Here is a 20,717-nt window from a genome sequence, read left to right as displayed (position 1 = left end):
CCCACTTGCAAGATAGTGTGTTCCCGCATTTACTCAGGGCGTGCGCGTGTCGCCTGCCATCGCTGCCTCGCCATCCCGCCAGCGCGCGCTGCTGGCGGCAGTGCTGTTGATCGTTGTCAGCCTGCTGGCCGGTCTGGGCATGCGCCAGCCCAACCCGCCGGACGAACCGCGCTTCGTGCTGGCTGCACGCGCCATGGTCCAGACCGGTCAGTGGCTGTTGCCGCACCGTGGCAGCGAGTTGTACGCCGAAAAACCACCGGTGTTCATGTGGTTGCAGGCAGCGACCTACGCGGCGATACCGCACTGGCCGGTGGCCTTCCTGCTGCCGTCGCTGCTGGCCGCGCTGGCCACGTTGTGGCTGACCTGGGATATCGCGCGCCGGCTGTGGAATCGGCGCGTGGCGGCCTATGCAGTGCTGGCCTTGTTCACCGTGCTGCAGTTCGGCCTGATGGCCAAGCGTGCGCAGATCGACATGGTGCTGGTGGCACTGACCACCCTGTCGTTGTGGGGAATGTTGCGCCACCTGCTGCGCGGGCCGGACTGGCGCGCATGGACGCTGGGCCTGTTTGCCGCCGGTGTCGGCACGGTGACCAAGGGCGTCGGCTTTCTGCCGCTGCTGCTGTTGCTGCCGTGGATGGCGCTGCGACGCACACATGTGAGCGTGTTGCCGGCGCGTGCGCAGGCAGGACGTAGCTGGTTGCTGGTGCTGCCGGCCTTCGTGGCGGGCACTGCAGTGTGGTTGGGTCCGCTGTGCATTGCGCTGCTGCACAGCGACGACCCGCAGTTGCACGCCTATGCACACGAACTGTTGTTCAAGCAGACCGGTACGCGCTACGCGCATGCCTGGCATCACGTCAAACCGTTCTGGTACTACCTGCAGGTGATCGCCACGTTGTGGCTGCCAGGCTGCCTGTTGTTGCCGTGCTTGCTGCCAGCCTGGTGGCGGCGACTACGGCGCGGCGACCCACGCTATGTGCTGCTGCTGGCCTGGAGCGTGTTGGTGCTGCTGTTCTTCAGCGCCAGCCCGGGCAAGCGCGAGGTTTACATCTTCCCGATGCTGCCGGCGCTGTGCATTGCCGCGGCGCCCTTGCTGGCCGGGCTGTTGCGCCAGCGCGGCGTGCGGATGCTGCTGACCGGGTATGTGCTGCTGCTTGCCGTCGCTGGCCTGGTGCTGGGCGGCGGCATTGCGCTGCATCTGCACTGGGCCGAAAACACCGCAGTCAAGCGCGGCATGGAGCTCGCCTCGCTGCAGTGGGTTGGCTTCTGGTTGATCGGCCTGGGCGTGGTCGGCGTGGCCGCGACGACATGGTCGCGTGGCAGACGCGCGGGGATCGCGTTGGTGGTGATGACCACCGCGCTGTGGACGGTGTACGGCCTGGGTCTAATGCCGGCGCTGGATCCGTATAGCTCGTCCGCACGGTTGATGCAGCGCGTGGGCCAGCGCATCGGCCCGGACGCAGAGCTGGGCATGCTGGCCTGGCGCGAACAGAACCTGCTGCAGGCCGATCGCCCGGTGACCGACTTCGGCTTCAAGGCGAGCTGGGAGGAGCAATGGACCAAGGCCGGCCCATGGCTCGCGCAATCGCCGCACACCCGCTGGCTGTTCGTGCTCAAGCAGGCGGTACCGGCATGCATCGATCCGGCGCAACGCATCGCGATCGGCGAGTCCAATCGCAATCAATGGGAATTGCTGCCGGGCACGGCATGGCATGCCGGTTGCATCTCCACTGCGTCCGACGCCGAACCAACCGGTAGCGAAGGCGATGCTGACTGAACGCTTGTTGTAAGATTAACGGCCGAGCAACTCCGGTCCGACCGCTTTCCGACATCCGGGTTTCGAAGATGTCGTACATTGACACAGGCCGACATCTCGATGACAACGCTTCCCAGCCACGTGCCAACCGTGGCGCATACCGCCAGCGGTCTGGAGGCGCACTTCTTTGTGCGCCATCTGTGGCTGCCGCTGGCCTGCGTGCTGCTGGCGAGTGCACTGTTGATGGGCGCCGGTGGCGACCAATGGATTGCCGATGTGCTGTATCGGGTGGAAGGCGGCCACTGGCTGCTCAAGGACCATTGGTTCACCAGTGGCGTGATCCACCGCGTTGGTAAATGGTTGAGCACGGCTGCCGGCGTCGGCGTGCTGGTCCTGGCCATTGTCGCCTGGTGCAGGCCACGCCTGAAGGTGCTGCGCTGGCCGCTGACCTACCTGGCCGCATCGGTCGCACTGTCGACCTCGCTGGTGTCGATGCTCAAGTCGTGGACGGCGATGGATTGCCCGTGGGACCTGAGCCGCTACGGCGGTACGCAAGCGATGATCGGTCTGTTTGAATCGCGTCACGGTATTGCCGCCTCCGGTTGCTTTCCCGCCGGTCATGCCAGTGCCGGCTATGCGTGGGTGGCGCTGTATTTTTGCGCGCTCGCGCTCCGTCCTGCATGGCGGTTTGCAGGTTTGTTCATAGGGTTGGCCGCAGGTCTCATTTTCGGTGTTGCACAACAACTGCGCGGCGCGCATTTTCTCTCGCACGACCTGTGGTCGTTGGCAGTGTGTTGGGTGAGCGCACTTGCACTGTACTGCGTGATGCTGCAACGGCCGCGTCGCGTACTTGGCTTGATGTTGCTAACGGGGAACGCAGCATGAGTACCTGGTTACCGGAACCGCGCAGGCGCAGTGGCCTGCGGGCGCTGACGTGGAGTACGCGGCCGACAGTGTCGACCGAAGCGCTGGTACTGCTGTCGAGTTTATTTTTTGCATTCGTCTGCAATCAGCTCTTCTGGCGCACGGCCATGGCCACGCATCCGGGCAGCATTGGATTTGGCATCTCGTTGATGGCGTTGCTGGTGGCCGTGCATGCGCTGCTGTTGGGCATCGTGGTGTGGCGCTGGAATGCAAAGCCGCTGCTGACGCTGTTGCTGTTTACCACCGCCCTGGCCGCGCACTACATGGACAGCTACAACGTCTATCTGGATGCGGACATGCTGCGCAACGTGCTGCATACCGATCACAAGGAATCGCGTGAGCTGCTCACGCCGGGCCTGATCCTGCCGCTGCTGTGCTACTTCCTGATCCCGAGCGCGCTGCTATGGCGCACGCGTCTGCGCGCGCGCAGCGTGGGCAAGGCGTTCCTAGTGCGGGCAGGTTTTCTGCTGGTCGTGGCGCTGGTAGGTGCTGCGGGCACCATGCTGTCATCGCAGGATATTTCCGCATTGATGCGCAACCATCGCGAAGTGCGCTACCTGGCCACGCCGATCAATTACATCGTGGCACTGCGGCAGAATCTCAAATCCGATTCGCCGATGAAGCGCGCGCCCAAGCAGCCGATCGAACACGACGCCACGGCCACTCCGCGTGCGCCGGGCAGCCGCCCGCGTCTGTTGCTGGTGGTGCTGGGTGAAACCGCACGCGCGCAGAACTGGGGCCTCAACGGCTATGCCCGCCAGACCACGCCGGAGCTGGCGCAGACCGGGGTGATCAACTTCCCGGACATGCATTCGTGCGGCACCAGCACCGAGGTCTCGGTGCCCTGCATGTTCTCGCCGTACGGGCGTCGCGATTACAACGAGGACATGATTCGCAGCCATCAGTCGTTCCTGCACGTGCTGGAACACGCCGGTATTTCGACGCTATGGCGCGACAACCAGTCCGGCTGCAAGGGCGTGTGCGACGGGTTGGAGCTCCAGACGCTGGACGATGCGACCACACCGGGTCTGTGCGCCGATGGCCGCTGCATGGACGAGATTTTGCTGAGCGACCTGGCCGCGCAGGTGCGCGCCAAGCCTGGCGACCGCGTGGTGGTGCTGCATCAACTGGGTAGCCACGGGCCGAGTTACTTCGAACGTTACCCGGCGCAGTTCGAACGCTTCAAGCCCGTCTGCAAGACCGCAGATCTGGGCAGCTGCAGCCGCCAGGACATCGTCAACGCCTACGACAATTCGCTCCTGTACACCGACCATTTCCTCAATCAGGCCATCTACACCCTGCGCGGTCTGCAGGACTACGACACAGCGATGATCTATCTCTCCGATCACGGCGAATCGCTCGGCGAAAAAGGCCTGTATCTGCATGGCGTGCCGTATGCCATTGCGCCCAAGGAGCAGACCCATGTGCCGATGGTGATGTGGTTCTCGCCGGAGTTCGCGCGCGATCGCGGCCTGGATGAAGCCTGCCTGCGCCATCGTGCAGGGCAATACACCGATCAGGACGCGCTGTTCTCGTCGGTACTGGGGTTGATGCAGGTCAAGACCAGCGTCTACGCGTCCGAGCGCGATCTGTTCGCCAAGTGCACAGGCACGACGACGCTGCGCTGATCGGCAGCGCCTGCAGCTAGACCGCCACAGTGGATGCGTGGCGGGTGCTGCCCCTTGCCCTGAAACCCGGTGCGCTCTAGCCTTCGCCGGACTTCACTGCAAGGACCACCCGTGAATCCTCGTTTGCTGTTGCTGGCGTTGGCTGTGGCTGTCGGCACCCTGAGCTTGTCGGCCTGCCGCCGGGATGCGGCACCGCCGGCCAAACCCGTCGCGACCAAGACCGCGCCGGCGGAGAGCGCCGACCAGTTCGTTGCGCGCATCAGCGCCCAATACAAGGCGGCCTATCCGGAAACCACCGCCGCGCAGTGGCTGTCGTCGACCTATATCAACGGCGATTCGCAATTGCTCGCGGCCAAGGCCAACGAGCGCTCGCTGGCGCAGCTGGATCGCTGGATCGAACAATCCAAGCAGTACGCCGGCACACCGATGTCAGCCGACAGCGCGCGCGCGCTGCAGTTGCTGAAATTGATGAGCGCCCTGCCCGCACCGCGCGATGCGGCCAAACTCGCCGAACTCACCCGCATCGCCGCCAAGATGGAAGGCGACTACGGCGCCGGCAGTTACTGCGTGGGCGAAGGCGAACAGCGCCGCTGCCGCCAGCTCGGCGAACTGGAACAAGTATTGGCCAGCAGCCGCGACTACAACGAACAACTCGACGCCTGGCAGGGCTGGCACAGCACCGCACGGCCGATGCGCAAGGATTACCAACGCTTCGTCGAGCTCGCCAACGAAGGCGCGCGCGGATTCGGCTTCGCCGACGTCGGGGTGTTGTGGCGCAGTGGCTACGACATGCCGCCGGCGCAACTGGCCAGCGAAACCGACCGCCTGTGGGAACAGGTCAAAACGCTGTACGTGCAGTTGCAGTGCTATGCGCGCGGCAAACTCGATACGCAATACGGCAAGGACAAGGGCGAGGTGCCTGGCGGTCTGCTGCCTGCACATCTGATGGGCAATATGTGGCAGCAGGACTGGAGCAATCTGTGGGATCTGCTGCAGCCCTACCCCGGGGCCGGCGATCTGGACATTACCTCCGCGCTGGAAAAACAGTACCAGGGCAACCTCACCGCAGTGCTGGCACGCAACACCGGTGGCGTTGGTGGCGCGACCGCACGCTTCAACGCCGAGCACGAAGCGCAGCTGCGCACCGCCAAGCAGATGACCGAGCGCGCGCAGGAGTTCTACACATCGCTGGGCATGCCCAAGCTGCCGGACACCTATTGGCAGCGCTCGCAGTTCATCAAGCCGCTGGACCGCGATGTGGTGTGCCACGCCAGCGCCTGGGATATGAACATGGGTGGCGAGGCGAACCAGAACATCGGCGCGGACGTGCGCACCAAGATGTGCATCCAACCGACCGAAGAAGACTTCACCACCATCTACCACGAGCTCGGCCACCTCTATTACGACCTGGCCTACAAGCCCTTGCCGCCGCTGTTTCAGAACGGCGCCAACGATGGGTTTCACGAGGCGATCGGCGACACCATCGTGCTGGCGATGACGCCCAAGTACCTGCAGTCGATCGGCATGGTGGGCGAGCAACGGACCGGCCGCGAGGCGTTGATCAATTGGCAGATGCGCATGGCGCTGAGCAAGGTGGCGTTCCTGCCGTTCGGTTTGATGATCGACCGCTGGCGCTGGGGCGTGTTCGATGGCTCCATCACGCCCGAGCATTACAACCAGGCCTGGTGGGAACTGAAAGCAAAGTACCAGGGCGTGGCGCCGGTGAGCGCGCGCGGCGAAGACTTCTTCGACCCTGGCGCCAAGTACCACGTGCCGGGCAACACGCCGTACACGCGCTATTTTCTGGCGCATATCCTGCAATTCCAGTTCTACAAAAGCCTGTGCCAGGCCGCTGGCCATCAGGGCCCGCTTTACGAATGCAGCTTCTACGGCAACAAGGATGCCGGGCAGAAGTTCTGGTCGATGCTGCAACGTGGTTCCAGCCAACCCTGGCAAACCACACTGAAGGAACTCACCGGCAACGACAAACTCGATGCCGGCCCGATGCTGGAATATTTCGCGCCAATGAGCGAATGGCTGAAGCAGCAGAATCAGGGGCAGATGTGTGGGTGGCAGGCAGCGGCTGCCGCTCCAGCTAGCACGACAACTGCGCCTGCTGCGCCGCGCTGACACACGGTGCTCACCGTTATGTCACTGCCGGCTCGCGCAACAACATAACCTGTTGTCGCTCAACGCACTTCTGCAACAAGCTCAATTGAGCTTGGCGCCCCCCTGCAACCGTTCGCTCAATTTGGTCTTGAATTGCTCGAACTCCATGCCGTCGGCACGGGCTTCGGCGTGGGCGGCGTCCTTGAGGGCGTCCGAGTAAGTCAGCCGCACCGGCGTGCCCTGGCGCTCGTGCAACTCGGCGGCGCGCATGATCAGCGCAAGCACCTGGGCGGCGCTGGTGCTTTCGCCGGCAATGCGGCCATCCATGCCCAGCACCCATTCGCCGTCGCGGCGGACGATGCCAGCCAATAGCGTACGTTGCTGGTCGCGGAGTTCGGCATGCGGTTCGATCGGAGAGACCGGCGCGGGATTGGCAGCGGCTTGGTTGCGCTGGCGCTCGGCGGCGCGCTTGCGGGCATCACGGCGCAACTTGGAATCGGTGGACATGCAGGCTCCTGTGAGGTCAGAGGTGGTCGGCCGGCTCCAAAGGCACTGCCTTGGTGGCCTGGCGGTGCCGTAACCGGCGGCCGCTGCGGCGTTCCCAACGCAAGAATAGCCAGCCAAGCAAGAAAAAACCGGTCATGCCGATCGCCAGGTCCCGTGGGTGTTCACTCAGCAGCGGCGACAGCACCCCGGCCACCACCGTATTGGTCATCAACTGGGTGAAGGCCTGCAGCAAGGAGGCCAGGCCGCGCTGCTGCGGGTACATGTCCGCCAGCGCCAGGATCGGGAAGATCAGCGCCATGCCGAGGCCCGTCAGGAAGATCGCCAGCACTGCCCACGGCAAGGCGATCTGCGCTACAGCAAAGGTGTAGGCCAGATCGACCAGCGCCGCCACCCCGCAGCAGATGGAGCCGATGCGGATCTGCCGCATCGGCTCCATGCACCCGGACAAGAACGCACCCAGGGTCATGCCGCCGATGGCAGGAATGCATCGCCAGGCGAAGTCGCCTTCGCCCAGCTTCAGATGCTGCATGAATGGTTGCGACCAGCAGCACCAGGCCGAACACCACCAGAAAACGGAAGATCAACGGCCAGCCGGCGCCACTGAGCAGGATCCAGCCGCCGATGATCGGCGCGATGGCTGGTGCAATGCCGAAAATCATCGACACATGGCGCATCAGCCGCTGCGCATCCGGTCCATTGAACAGGTCGCGGATCATCGCCCGCCCGACGATCATACCCACGCCAGCCGACAGGCCCTGCAGCGCGCGGAACGCCAGCAACCTGGGCAAGTCTTGCGACAGCGCACACCCGATCGAGCCAGCGATGAACAACGCCAGCCCGCCCAGGATCATCCGCTCGGCCCCACACATCGGAGAGCGGCCCATGCGCGATGCTCATCAGGCCGTAGGCCAGCAGATAGACGCTGATTGTCTGCTGGATCGCCACCTGGTCCACCGCCGGGCTGCGGCTGAGCTGCGAGAACGCCGGGAAGATGGGGTCGATCGAAAACGGGCCGAACATCGCCAGCCAGGCAAACAGCAGCGCCATGCGATGGGTGGAGGGAAGCAGCAGACGTCATGCGCAACGGCACCCGGAGGGCTGCCAACGCGCAGGCACCGACAGCGGCGCAGGCCAACGACCGCTGCGGCGCGCGCGGGCAGCGGAGGTGGACACTTCACGCCAATGGCCACCGGGTGCGCCCGCGATGTGGATCGGGTGCGCGGCATGCAGAACGCCAGCCGCTGTCGCGCCCGCTGCGTTTCAGTGCATCATCGTCCCGACCAGCCGAGCCCGCGCGCGTGCAGGCAGCGACGAGGCCCGCAGTGCCAAGCGCCACACCGATCAGTCGGCAGCGGCGGCGGAGTGCTCCTGCAGGCGCTGCCATGCGGCGATGGGCTGATCGCTCGTCACCCGTCCCCGTTCCAGGGTGATGACCCGCGCGGCCATGCTGACCGTTTCGCGCCGATGCGCCACGATGATCCGGGTCACCTGCATCGCCTGGATGGCGTGATTGACGCGGTGCTCATTGATGACGTCCAGATGGCTGGTCGCCTCGTCCAGCACCAGGATGCGCGGCGCCCTGTACAGGGCGCGCGCCAGCAAGACGCGTTGCCGCTGCCCGCCAGACAAGCCGGTGCCGGCCTCGCTCAACAACGACGCGTAGCCAAGCGGCATCTGCTCCACCTCCTGGTGTACGCCAGCGATGCGCGCGCAGCGTTCGATCTGCCCCTGGTCCGGCTCCGGGTCGAAAAAACTGATGTTCTCGCTCACAGAACCGGTGAACAGCAGATCGTCCTGCATCACCGTGCCGACGATGCCCCGATAGTGCGCCAGCGCTGCGCGGGTCAGCGGACGCCCGCCGATCTTCACTTGCCCGGTACTGGGTTGCAGCAGCCCGAGGATCACTTTCACCAGGGTGGTCTTGCCGCATCCTGACGGGCCGGTAATAGCCACGCATTCGCCGCTGCCAATCCGTATGTTGACCTCTTCGAGCACCGCAGGGGCATCGTCAGCGTAGCGAAAACCGATGCCACACACTTCGATGGTGGTGTCGCTCCAGTCTGGCGCATCAACCCGCTGATCGGCATCTTCGCGCGGCTGATGGACGATGTCGGCCACCCGCTCCAGATGGACGCGCAGCAGGCGGAACTCCACCAGCCGGTCAATCAGCGCGGACAAGCGCATGGCGAATTGCTCGCGATAGGCCATGAACGCCAGCAGCATGCCCAGCGATAGCTCCGCGCGCAGGATCGCGAACGCGGCAAGCCAGATCACCAGCACGCGCTCGCCCCCAAACAGCAAGAGCTTGATCGCCGACTGCCAGACCTCACCCTGCGCCAGGCGCAGTTGCGCATTGGTCTGTTCGGCCAGCAGATGGGTCCAATCCATGCGCCGCACCTGCTGGCGACCGAACAGCCGCACGCCCTGGATGCAGCGCACGCTTTCCAGCAAGTGGGTGTGCTGGCGCGCGTCCCACAGCAGCTGCTCGGCTGTCGCCTCGCGCATCCGGCTCAGCCACAGCAGACGCGTCGCCGCATACAGCGCCACCGCCACCAGCGTGATCGCGCTGAGGCCAGCGCTGTACACCAGCATCAGGCCCAGGGTGCCGACCACCAGCACACCATCGACCAACGTCTGGGTGAATCCGGTCGTCAAGGTGCGCTGTACCTGCGTGATCGAGGCGAAACGCGACTGGATGCCGCCGAGGTGACGCTTCTCGAAATACGCCAACGGCAGCGCGAGCAGGTGCGCGAAGACCTGCCCCATCCATTGAAAGCCCAACTGCGCCGAAACGCTGGCGATCAACCATCCACGCAGCAGACCGATGCAGGACTGCAGCACCACCACCAGCAGGAACCAGGCACCGAGGACATGGATCAGCCCGATGTCGGCCGACGGCACCGCCTGATCGACGATCCACTGCAGTTGGAACGGCATGCCCAGGCTGAGCACCTCCAGCGCGAATGCCAACGCCAGCACCTGCCAGACCGCCCGTCCAAGCCCGTGGACGCGACCGATCAACGAGGACAATGCCACTGGCGGTGCCGCAGCTTGCGCACGGAAATCGGCGGTCGGGCTGAGTTCCAGCGCGATCCCGGAAAAATGCCGAGCGAATTCACCCGGCGTGAGCACACGTGGCCCGCTGGCCGGATCGTGGATCTGCAGACGGCGGGCACCCGCCCGCTTGAGCACCACGAAATGATTCAGATCCCAATGCACGATGCAGGGCAGTTGCAGATCCGGCACCCCGTCCATCTCCAGCCTTAGCGCGCGCGCCTGCAAACCGAGCGCCTGCGCGATCGCGACCAGATTGGCCAGGTTGGTTCCCTGGCGCGACAGCAGGAAACGACGACGCAGTTCGGCCAGACCAATCTGGCAACCGTGGTAGTGGGCGATCATGGCCATGGCCGCCAATCCGCATTCGCCGACCTGCCCCTGCAAGATCATCGGCAGCGCGCGTTCGCCGGACGCTCTGCGCAGCTGCGCCAACCAGCGGCTCATCGCAGCGTGCCGTGCAGGCTGGACAGCGGCTCGAAGGCCCACTGCGAGAAGCGCCGCCATTCCAATGCCAGCGTGCCCTGCACGCGCATGCCCGGTCGCAGCACCGCAGCATGTCCTGCACGCAGGGCGGCATCCCCGGCCAGGCGCACCCGCATGCGGTACAACGGTTCGCTCGCCAACGGCGCGTCGGCACGCGGCGGTTCGGGCACGGCGGCGATCTCGACCACACGCCCGGCAAATTGGCCATAGTGCTGGTAGGGCAAGGCATCGAAGCGCAGTTGCACCGGGATGCCGGGGCCGATCAGCCCTGCCGCCCGGGAGGGTGCGTACAACACCACTTCGGTCGCCGTCGAGGTCGGCAGCAGATCGGCCAGCCGCTGCCCCTGCCCGACCGCCTGCCCACGCTGCAGCGGTCGCAACGCCACACGCCCTGCACGCGGAGCGCGCACTTCCCAACGCGAGGCGGCTGCCTGCTCGATCGCCGTACGCCGGTCCGCCTGCAGGCTGGCACCGGCCAGCGCCAATTGTTGGCGCAAGCTCACCGGCAGTTGCTGCAACTCGGCCTGGGCCTGCGCCAGGGCATCGGCCAAGGTCAAGCGCTCGCGCTGCAGTTCCAATGCATGCGCGCGTTGGTCGAGCACGTCGGCCTGCTTCTCATCGACGAATTGCTGACTGACCAGGCCACGCGTCAAGGCGGTGCGGTAACGCTGCTCGATGGATTGGGTCAGCTGCTGCCGATGGCGCAGCACGCCAAGCTCGGCGTCGACCTGCTCCAGGCGGTTGCGCAGGCCGGCCAGCGCCCGCGCGGCCGCTTGCTGCTGCAAGCGGCCCTGGGCGCGCAGTTGGACCATCGCTTCGGCAGTCAGGCGCTGCTGCTCGGCGAGCACGGCAGCGGCCTGCTGGCTTGGCCGCCCGCGATCATCCCGATGCTCGGCCGCCAACACGAACAGCACCTGACCAGCGGCAACCCTCTGGCCCTGCACGACGCCGACGTTTGCCACCACGCCCGATTGCGGGGTGGTGATGGCGATCATTCCGTCAGCCGGGACGACAGCGCCATACAAGGTCTGGCGACGCGCGAACCCCAGGCAGAAAAATCCCACCAGCAGCAGGATCACCGTTGCCATCAGCACGCCCACGCACCAACCCAGCGCGCCACGCTGGCGAAGCACCACTGGCCCCAGCCGACTGCGCTGCTGCGCATCCATCACCTCGCGCCGAAACAAGCGCGTCATCGGCCGGCGGCCGCCGACGCCCCGGCGTGCTGTCCACCGGTGCTGTACTGCGCGCGCCTGCTCATACCAGCAGCGCTCCATGCGAAGGCGCGCTTTCCCAGAAGGCCAGCTCCTGCAGCTGATCGAACAGCGCCGGCGGCAACACGCTGCGACGTGGTACGTAATGCACCCCGCGACGCACGCGATGCAGGCCTGGCATCTGCAGCGCGGCATCGAAACGTTCTGCCTCGGCCTGGACACCGGCATAGTCGTGCGCGAACGCCGGCAATTGCAGGAAGGCGTAGACCTGCTCCATCGCCTGCGCCGGCCGCTGCGCCAAGGTGTCGTAGCGCAGCAGCAACAGGCGATCAGCATGGTCGCCGTAGAACGCCTGGCGCAGCCCGTCCAGCGCATAGCCCACCACGCCCCGCGGCGCGGTCAGCAGATCCGCGTGCATCGACACTGAATCCTCCGGGTCGTAGCCGAACAGCGCCGACAAACGGAACGGCTGGCTCTGCGCCAGGCGCTCGAAGCTATCGACGATCCAACCAACATCGCGTACGCAACAAATCATGCGGCTGCGCGGAAACAGCCTCGCCAGTCCCGTCAGGCGACTGCACCAGGCACGGTTGGTGTCGAACACCGTGCCCAGCTCCTGGCGATTCTGGTAGTAGGCGTCGAATACCGCACGCAGCAGCCGCACGCGCTGTGCGTCGTCGATCTGCACGTTGGAGGGATGTTCCTCGCTCATGCCCATCAGCATCGCCGCGTAGAGTCGCGCAACCGGCGAGGTGACAAGGGATGTTCCTCGCTCATGCCCATCAGCATCGCCGCGTAGAGTCGCGCAACCGGCGAGGTGACATCGGCGTGCAGCTGCGGATTCTGCCGCAGCAACGCGGCCAGCAGGGACGAGCCCGCACGCGGCAGCCCGGAAATGAAATGGTAGTCCACGTCGCGCCTCCCCTGTCCGATGCTGGTCGGCGGCGGCATGCCGGCGGGACGCATCGCCAGCCAAGCGTGCATCGTGCGCCACAGCACACGCGGACACACTGCGCAAAAGCGCTGCGCTTTGCGAATGCCGGCGATCCGGCTGAGCGGTCGGCAGCGCTTGCAGTGACCGGCATCACATCGCCGTGCACCGGCACGGACCTGGCGGATGCGACGTTCGTTCCCGCGCACACACCGTCGTGCGCCGGCCTGGGGTCGCAAAGGCAGCCGCGCAGGCTGGAGCCCATGGTCCTGCCACCGGCTCTGCGCTCCAGCGGCCACTGTCGTCTCATCGGCCACCCGCCACCGGGCAGATGGACCAGACGATCACGCCGCCGTCCCTTCAGGCGCTGTGACGGTGCGTAAGAAGGGCACAACCTGCGAGGACGTCAGAATGAACCACTCGAAAAAATCGCCCACCAAGGGTGCGGCATCGCTGCAGCGGCCCGCCGGGGCCAAGGGCCGACCGGAGCCGCTCGACCAGCGTCTGTGGAAGCATGTCGGCGGTGGGGACTATCCCCCGCCGGGCGCGAATCCCAAGCACGATCCGCCGCCGCGCAACCCCGGGCACCATTGATCCGCCTGCGCTAGCAGGAGCGAGCGAGCGGGCGTTGCCGTTGCCGGACCACCCGGTAACGGGGAGAACAGCGAGCGCTGAAACCCTGGAGGCCGGACCAGGCGACTGGTTCGGCCTCCAGCGGCTCATGACCCCGCGACGCGTTTCGCCAAGCGGCCGGGCGCTGGCTATACTAGCCGGGCAACACGGTGGGAGAAGCGGCATTGCCGCTGCCGAAGGCGCAACAGCCCGTAATCGCTCAGGCCCGATACCATCCGCAGGACAACTCTGGAGAGACCGGCCGATGCCGGCGCCGAAGGGGCACGAAACGCAGGCGGGCCACGCGCCTTGACGCGTTTTTAAACTCTCAGGCAAAAGGACAGAGGGGCGCGAGGAAGACCGTCGCTGCGGCAGGTCGTGGGGCGCACGCGCGCGTCATGCCAGTTGCGGTGCGGGTCGACCATTCGTCTGCCCCTGCCCCGGATGCCCGCCATGTCCCAGACCCCCTCTTCCCTGCGCGACCTCGAACACCACAGCGCGTTCGTCGAACGCCATATCGGCCCCAACGACGCGGAAATCGCGCAGATGCTGGAGGTGGTCGGCCACGCCTCGCTGGATGCGCTGACCGATGCCATCGTGCCGGGCAACATCAAGTCGCCCGCACCACTGGCGCTGCCCGAGGCGCTCACCGAAGAAGAAGCACTGGTCAAGATCCGCGCCATCGCCGACAAGAACACCGTGTACCGCAACTTCATCGGCCAGGGCTACTACGGCACCCACACGCCGAAGGTCATCCTGCGCAACATCCTGGAAAACCCCGCCTGGTACACCGCCTACACGCCGTACCAGGCGGAAATCTCGCAAGGCCGCATGGAGGCGCTGATCAACTTCCAGACCCTGTGCGCCGACCTCACCGGCATGCAGATCGCCAACGCCTCGCTGCTGGACGAAGCCACCGCCGCGGCCGAAGCGATGACGCTGGCCAAGCGTTCGGCCAAGTCCAGGTCCGACATCTTCTTCGTGCACGACGCGGTGCATCCGCAGACGCTGGAACTGCTGCGCACGCGCGCCGAGCCGCTGGACATCATGCTGCGCGTCGGCACCCCGGAAGAAGCGCTGCAGGCCGAGTGCTTCGGCGTGTTGCTGCAGTACCCAGACAGCTTCGGTCACATCGGCGATCACGCTGCACTGGCAGAAGCCGTGCACGCACAAGGCGGACTGGTCGCAGTGGCCACCGATCTGCTGGCGCTGACCTTGATCGCCGCCCCGGGCCAATGGGGTGCGGACATCGTGGTCGGCAACTCGCAGCGCTTCGGCGTGCCGTTCGGTTTCGGTGGCCCGCATGCCGCCTTCATGGCCTGCCGCGACGCCTACAAGCGCTCGATGCCCGGCCGTTTGATCGGCGTGTCGATCGATGCCGCCGGCAACCCGGCGTATCGCTTGACCCTGCAGACCCGCGAGCAACATATCCGCCGCGAAAAGGCCACGTCCAACATCTGCACTGCGCAGGTGCTGCTGGCGGTGATGGCGTCGATGTATGCGGTGTATCACGGCCCCGATGGGCTGACCCGCATCGCGCGTCGCACCCATCGCCTGGCCGCCATTCTGGCTGCCGCATTGCGTGGCGCTGGCGTTACCGTGGGCGAGCATTTCTTCGATACGCTGCACGTCAAGGCGATCGATGCCGATGCCATCCACGCCCGTGCGCGTGCGGCCGGTATCAATCTACGCGCCATCGACAGCGAAGCGGTCGGCATCAGCCTGGATGAAACCACTACGCGCGCCGACGTGGTTGCGCTGGCCCAGCTGTTCGGTGCCATGGCCGATGTGGACGCACTCGATGCGGCCACCGCCGATGCCCTGCCCCAAGGCCTGCTGCGCAGCAGTGCCTTCCTGACGCACCCGGTGTTCAACACCCACCACAGCGAACACGAACTGCTGCGTTACATGCGCTCGCTGGCCGACAAGGATCTGGCGATGGATCGCACCATGATCCCGCTGGGCAGCTGCACCATGAAGCTCAATGCCACCGCTGAAATGATTCCGGTGACCTGGCCCGAGTTCGGCGCCATCCATCCGCTCGCACCGGCAGAACAATCGGCCGGCTACGCGCAGCTGATCGACGAACTGGAAGCGATGCTGGTCGAGTGCACCGGCTACGACGCGGTGAGCCTGCAACCCAATTCCGGTGCGCAGGGCGAATATGCCGGCCTGCTGGCGATCCGCGCGTATCACCGTTCGCGCGGTGAAGCGCATCGCGATATCTGCCTGATTCCCGAATCCGCGCACGGCACCAACCCGGCCTCGGCGCAGATGTGCGGCATGACCGTGGTGGTGACCAAGTGCGACGCCAACGGCAACGTGGACGTGGATGACATCCGCGCCAAGGCGGAGAAATATTCCGACCGTCTCGCGGCGTTGATGATCACCTACCCCTCCACGCACGGCGTGTTCGAAGAAGACGTGGTGGCCATCTGCGAAGCGGTGCATGCCCATGGCGGCCAGGTCTACACCGACGGCGCCAACATGAACGCGCTGGTTGGCGTGGCCAAGCCCGGCAAGTGGGGCTCGGACGTATCGCACCTCAATCTGCACAAGACCTTCTGCATCCCGCACGGCGGCGGCGGCCCGGGCGTAGGCCCGTGTGCGGTGAAGTCGCATTTGGCGCCGTTCCTGCCGCGTGCCGGCCTCCATGCCGGCGAAGGTCAAACTGCCGCCATCCATGGCGGCGGATTCAACTCCGGAAGCGGGAGTGGACACTCCTCGCGCATCGGCGGCATGGTCAGCGCGGCCGCCTACGGCTCCGCCTCGATCCTGCCGATCAGCTGGATGTACGTGACCATGATGGGCAGCGCCGGTCTGCGCAAGGCCACGCAGGTGGCACTGCTCAACGCCAACTACATCGCCAAGCGTCTGGCACCGCATTACAAGACGCTCTACACCGGCCGCAACGGGCTGGTGGCGCATGAGTGCATTCTCGATGTGCGCCCTCTGGAAAAGACCAGCGGCATCGGCGCCGAAGACATCGCCAAGCGGCTCATCGACTTCGGCTTCCACGCACCGACGTTGAGCTTCCCGGTCGCCGGCACGCTGATGGTGGAACCGACCGAAAGCGAATCGCAGCACGAACTGGACCGCTTCATCGACGCGATGATCCAGATCCGCGAAGAGATCCGCGCCATCGAAGACGGCCGTCTGGACCGCGAGGACAACCCGCTCAAGCACGCACCGCATACCGCAACGCAGGTGTCGGCCAGCGAGTGGACCCACGCTTACCCGCGCGAACTGGCCGCCTTCCCGCTGCCCAGCCTCAAGCAGCAGAAGTACTGGCCGCCGGTGGCGCGCGTGGACAACGTGTATGGCGACAAGAACGTGATGTGCGCGTGCATCCCGGTGGATGCGTATAAGATCCCGGTGGATGCGTATAAGGAAGATGCCGAAGCCTGAGCGTCGGACGTACGCAGTAGAACTAAAGAAACCCCAGCCGGGGACGGCTGGGGTTTTTCGTGCCGCACGGTGCGCGATGTCAGGCTGGACGCACCCGCTGGCTGCGTCCGTCCAAAGGCGGCGTGATCGCATCGCCACCACCGCCAGCGTTGGCCTGCGCGGCAAACCATCTGCAGGCCAGGCGCCGCATGCAGTCGCTGGCGCACACGACGGCGCACCTGGGGGAAATGCCCAGCGGTTAGCACTGCCTGATCAGGCATATCGCTCGCAGCGCTGGGAGCCTGCCGGCGCGACACGCGGTTGTCGGTGGGCGACGCCCTGGGCTACTGTTGCGCGCACACCACTTTGTCGAAGCCGACGACAGCAGCACCTTCAACGACCTGGGCATCGTGCTGCAGGGGCACCGGCTGGCCTGCGGCTGCCATGCCCTGAGCACGCTGGGCGCCAGCTTCGATGTCACCCCCACCGCACCACACGCCGGAGGCGCGGCCGCGGCGGCCTCCGGCCTGCAGCAGGCCGGCAGCGCGATCGGCGCCGGCCTGCTCGCCAACGCGCTGCAACGCCATGACAGCGCCCCGCCGTTCTCCGGCCGCTTCGAACTGCTGGACCAAGCCAGCCGGCAACCGGTCGCCGGCCGGCGCGTGCGCCTGAGCACGCCCAGCGGCAAGCAGCTGGACTGCGTGACCGACGCACACGGCATGACCGACTGGCTGGCCAGCGACATCGACGAGCCACTGATGTTCCAGTTGCTGGATGCCGACGAGGACATCGCGCCATGAGCAACGAGCCCGCACTACCGCAGGACCAGGGCAGCCTGGCCGTCGATGGCCGCACCAACCAAGCCGGCGTCGGCCGCGCCAAGCCGCAGGACATGGCCGTGCTGTGCCCGATCATCTGCAGCTGCCTGCACGACCCGCTGACCGGCGTGGCCGGGCAGAAGCTCTATCAACTGTGCGTCTCCAGCAAACTGCGCAGCCTGGACTGGAACCACCTGTCCCGCTACAAGCCCGAGGTCAACTACGACATGACCCAGCAGCCGCCCGCGCCGATCATGGACAGCGGCCTGGCCACCAAGGCGCACGACTGGCTCAAGGGCTGGATCGACAAGTATTGGGACGAGCCGGGCAAGGACCGTCCACCGTTCCGCCCGCGCGCCGGGCTGATCCGCCGCCCGGACGTGGTGACCGTCATCGACCCCACCCGGCCACCGACCCAGGACAATCTGGAGGACGTGATCGAGATAAAGTTTCCGGGGGATGAGATGAGTGACGCTCAGCGAGAAGACTACAGGCGCATCGCGGGTAAGGATCCGATACTGCTTGAGTCATCGGAGTGCAAATGCAGCAAGCAAGAGCAGCCGCAAAAGCACGTTGCTCCGGTAGAGATCGAGCAATTGGCGCCAGTGGCAACTCTAGCTGCCTGGCTAGCCTTCCTGGCTTCCGGCGGCCGCAGCCCAATCCCCGCAAGGTAAGCAATTCATGAGCAATGACGAATGGACAAAACTTCTAGCCGAACACGAAGGCAAACTATCGCTGCCGGGCGGCCTGTTGATGCGTTCTGGCCCCAGGGATTACGTGGGCACGGTGCTGGCGATCACTGGCACGCTTTACTACAAGGGCGGCTATACCACCCCGGTGCGTGAGGCGATCTGCGCCTGCTTCGATCAGTACGTGGCGACCATCGGCGACGAGTTACGCTGGCTGATCAAGGACGAAACCAAGCCGGTGCAGTTCAAACGCGCAAAGCCCTTGCGCGACTGGCTACTGAAACTCGACCCGGACGACTCGGCGATCTTTGGCTACACCGCTGGCGACAAGCCAGAGGACGCAAGCGCGTACCAGTTCTACGACGCCAACCTTCGTCAATGGCAGGAAATGCGTAGCTGGGGACTTAACGCCTTACGCTTCTCTGTGCCGCTGAAATTTGCCCTAGATCACCCGTCTGCATTCCAGCGACTCTTCGTGGATTTCGCGGGCAGGCTAAAGGCCGAACACGGACACGGAGGACATGGCTTCGTGCTTTCACTGTTGAATAATCATTTGGATGCACCTACCGAAGCATATATGTCCCAAAAGTTACGTGGCGCCGACGTTGGCCGACCCAGCGGCGTTGCCCGACAGATCCTAGACGGCATCAAAACCGTCTCCTGGCTCACCGCCATCAACCACGCCATGTTGCAGCAACTCGACGGCGGTACCGGCCTGGACGCGCTGCGCAACGAACTGCCCGGCAACTGGTTCGCCTACTACGACTATGGCGCCGGCACCGTCATCCAGGCCGGCCCCGTGCCGGAGATCGCCAGCGTCGACGACGACCCCATGCCCGCCACCTACTTGCTGGTCAATCACCTGCTCAAGCGCTTCCGCAGCACCACCCTCAAGGACTTCCACGGCGCCACCCTGGGCGGGGAACCCTTCCTGGGCGTGGTCGGCACCGCGCAATGGCTGCGACGCTTCGACATCCCCGACGAAGAGCTCATGACCTACCAGGCCAAGCTGCTGAACATGCCCAAGTTGAAGCCCGACACGGTGCTGCCCGAGCGGCTATGACGCACGGGCGCTCCCTGATCGATGCCGCCTGGGCCAACCTCCTCACCGAGCACGAAGGCAAGCTGGAGCTGCCGGGCGGCCTGTTGATGCGTTCTGGCCCAAGGGATTACGTGGGCACGGTGCTGGCGATCACTGGCACGCTTTACTACAAGGGCGGCTATACCACCCAGGTGCGTGAGGCGATCTGCGCCTGCTTCGATCAGTATGTGGCGACCATTGGCGACCAGTTACGCTGGTTGATCAAGGATGAGACAAAGCCGGTGCAATTCAATCGCTCCAAGCCCTTGCGCGATTGGTTGCTTAAACTGGACCCAGACGACTCACCGCTCTTCGCCTATACCGGCGGCAATAAGCCTGAGGACGCGAGCGCATTCGAGTTTTACACTGGAAACTTACGGCAGTGGCAAGAACAGCGCAGCTGGGGGCTCAATGCCCTGCGTTTTTCAGTGCCGCTGAAATTTATAGCGCAGCATCCTTCGACTTTCCAACATCTTTTCGTCGACTTTGCCCGTCGCCTCAGGGCCGAGCATGGGCATGGCGGCTACGGGTTTGTACTCTCACTTATGGGAGACGCGGATGCGCCGACCGAGGCGTACATGTCGCAGAAACTACACGGCGCAGACGTCGGCGACCCGACGAGTATTGCGCGCAAAGTCCTAGACGGCATCAAAACCGTCTCTTGGCTCACCGCCATCAATCATTCGATGTTGCAGCAACTCGACGGCGGTACCGGCCTGGACGCGCTGCGCAACGAGCTGCCCGGCGACTGGTTCGCCTACTACGACTATGGCGCCGGCACCGTCATCCAGGCCGGCCCCGTGCCGCAGATCGCCAGCGTCGACGACGACCCCATGCCCGCCACCTACGTGCTGGTCAATCACCTGCTCAAGCGCTTCCGCAGCACCACCCTCAAGGACTTCCACGGCGCCACCCTGGGCGGGGAGCCCTTCCTGGGCGTGGTCGGCACCGCGCAATGGCTGCGACGCTTCGACATCCCCGACGAAGACCTCGTGACCTACCAGGCCAAGCTGCTGAACATGCCCAAGTTGAAGCCCGACACGGTGCTGCCCGAGCCGCTATGACACACGGGCGCTCCCCGATCGATGCCGCCTGGGCCAACCTCCTGGCTGGGCACGCAGACAAGCTGGAGTTGCCGGGCGGCCTGTTGATGCGTTCTGGCCCTGAGAACCTGTTCACGATCTTATTCAACCCGTGCAAACTCCACGAATGCGCGAGAAGAACGATCCAAGTGACGTGAGCCGTGAGCGGTTCGAGCAAATTCGCCCGATTCTGGAGCAAGCCCGCAAGCGCGACGTCCCCCCATCCTGAGTAGCAGTCGGGTTTAGAGTCCGGGGTTGATGATCTCGCTATTGGCCAACTGCTGGGCATAGGCCGCCGGCGTCATTCCGCCGATTGTTTTTTGGGGCGGTGTTCGTTGTATTCGCGGCGCCAGCGTTCGATCTCGGTGCGCGCATGCAGCAGCGTTGGGAACCAGTGTTCGTTGAGGCATTCGTCGCGTAGCCGGCCGTTGAAGGATTCGAC

At 65.1% G+C, this 20,717-nt stretch carries 13 protein-coding genes, 4 pseudogenes and 1 riboswitch; of the genes and pseudogenes, 11 read left to right on the top strand and 6 right to left on the bottom strand.

Annotated features, from left to right (window positions below; genetic code table 11):
* The first annotated feature begins 40 nt into the window (after window positions 1-40).
* From WJW29_RS19090 to WJW29_RS19075, 4 genes are all read left to right on the top strand, one after another.
* Entirely contained in the window at window positions 41-1,774 is a 1,734-nt protein-coding gene (locus WJW29_RS19090) for a glycosyltransferase family 39 protein (RefSeq protein ID WP_041182250.1), read from the top strand.
* 99 nt (window positions 1,775-1,873) lie between these two features.
* Window positions 1,874-2,638: a phosphatase PAP2 family protein gene (locus tag WJW29_RS19085; protein WP_011409241.1), complete on the top strand. Its 765-nt coding sequence runs from the start codon at window positions 1,874-1,876 to the stop codon at window positions 2,636-2,638.
* Window positions 2,635-4,305 (top strand): phosphoethanolamine--lipid A transferase, encoded by a 1,671-nt coding sequence (locus WJW29_RS19080; protein ID WP_011260003.1) that lies wholly within the window; start codon window positions 2,635-2,637, stop codon window positions 4,303-4,305. Before WJW29_RS19085 ends, WJW29_RS19080 begins: the two co-directional genes overlap by 4 nt.
* 111 nt (window positions 4,306-4,416) lie before the next feature.
* A complete protein-coding gene (locus WJW29_RS19075; protein WP_011409243.1) occupies window positions 4,417-6,435 on the top strand; it encodes a M2 family metallopeptidase in 2,019 nt (672 codons plus the stop codon).
* Between the two features lie 81 nt (window positions 6,436-6,516).
* Here the strand turns inward: WJW29_RS19075 and WJW29_RS19070 are convergent, their stop codons facing one another.
* The 5 genes and pseudogenes from WJW29_RS19070 to raxST form a co-directional block, all read right to left on the bottom strand.
* Window positions 6,517-6,921: a hypothetical protein gene (locus tag WJW29_RS19070; RefSeq protein ID WP_011260005.1), complete on the bottom strand. Its 405-nt coding sequence runs from the start codon at window positions 6,919-6,921 to the stop codon at window positions 6,517-6,519.
* A gap of 16 nt (window positions 6,922-6,937) precedes the next feature.
* Window positions 6,938-7,968: pseudogene (locus tag WJW29_RS19065) on the bottom strand (MFS transporter).
* Window positions 7,969-8,262: 294 nt separating this feature from the next.
* Window positions 8,263-10,422 (bottom strand): peptidase domain-containing ABC transporter RaxB, encoded by a 2,160-nt coding sequence (raxB, locus tag WJW29_RS19060; protein WP_041182251.1) that lies wholly within the window; start codon window positions 10,420-10,422, stop codon window positions 8,263-8,265.
* The gene (locus WJW29_RS19055) at window positions 10,419-11,657 is read right to left on the bottom strand and encodes an HlyD family efflux transporter periplasmic adaptor subunit (RefSeq protein WP_011409246.1); all 1,239 of its coding nucleotides are present in this window, start codon (window positions 11,655-11,657) and stop codon (window positions 10,419-10,421) included. The genes raxB and WJW29_RS19055 overlap by 4 nt, the downstream gene beginning before the upstream one ends.
* A 61-nt stretch (window positions 11,658-11,718) precedes the next feature.
* Window positions 11,719-12,587 (bottom strand): annotated as a pseudogene (gene raxST, locus WJW29_RS19050) (RiPP modification sulfotransferase RaxST).
* A gap of 430 nt (window positions 12,588-13,017) precedes the next feature.
* On the opposite strand from raxST, the gene raxX reads away from it, so the two are divergent.
* The 7 genes and pseudogenes from raxX to WJW29_RS19015 form a co-directional block, all read left to right on the top strand.
* A complete protein-coding gene (raxX, locus tag WJW29_RS19045; protein WP_027703308.1) occupies window positions 13,018-13,200 on the top strand; it encodes a RaxX family RiPP in 183 nt (60 codons plus the stop codon).
* Between the two features lie 257 nt (window positions 13,201-13,457).
* Window positions 13,458-13,572: riboswitch (glycine riboswitch) on the top strand.
* 90 nt (window positions 13,573-13,662) lie between these two features.
* On the top strand, window positions 13,663-16,626 hold the full coding sequence (gene gcvP, locus WJW29_RS19040; protein ID WP_178383675.1) for an aminomethyl-transferring glycine dehydrogenase: 2,964 nt from the start codon (window positions 13,663-13,665) through the stop codon (window positions 16,624-16,626).
* Between the two features lie 329 nt (window positions 16,627-16,955).
* Window positions 16,956-17,405 carry a hypothetical protein gene (locus WJW29_RS19035; protein WP_011260010.1) on the top strand — a complete coding sequence of 150 codons (450 nt, stop codon included), beginning with the start codon at window positions 16,956-16,958 and terminating at the stop codon, window positions 17,403-17,405.
* On the top strand, window positions 17,402-18,097 hold the full coding sequence (locus WJW29_RS19030) for a VRR-NUC domain-containing protein (RefSeq protein ID WP_011260011.1): 696 nt from the start codon (window positions 17,402-17,404) through the stop codon (window positions 18,095-18,097). The genes WJW29_RS19035 and WJW29_RS19030 overlap by 4 nt, the downstream gene beginning before the upstream one ends.
* A gap of 7 nt (window positions 18,098-18,104) precedes the next feature.
* Entirely contained in the window at window positions 18,105-19,175 is a 1,071-nt protein-coding gene (locus WJW29_RS19025; RefSeq protein ID WP_011409251.1) for a type VI immunity family protein, read from the top strand.
* Window positions 19,172-20,257, top strand: a complete 1,086-nt coding sequence (locus tag WJW29_RS19020; protein ID WP_011409252.1) for a type VI immunity family protein — start codon at window positions 19,172-19,174, stop codon at window positions 20,255-20,257. Before WJW29_RS19025 ends, WJW29_RS19020 begins: the two co-directional genes overlap by 4 nt.
* A 145-nt stretch (window positions 20,258-20,402) precedes the next feature.
* Window positions 20,403-20,486: pseudogene (locus WJW29_RS19015) on the top strand (IS5/IS1182 family transposase); the annotation flags it as partial.
* A 31-nt stretch (window positions 20,487-20,517) separates the two neighbouring features.
* Here WJW29_RS19015 and WJW29_RS19010 read toward each other — a convergent pair.
* Window positions 20,518-20,717 (bottom strand): annotated as a pseudogene (locus WJW29_RS19010) (transposase); the annotation flags it as partial.

Source organism: Xanthomonas sp. JL1 (genome assembly GCF_038405005.1).
The sequence above is the reverse complement of the archived record's forward strand: the minus strand, read 5'-3'. Positions and strand labels throughout refer to the sequence as shown.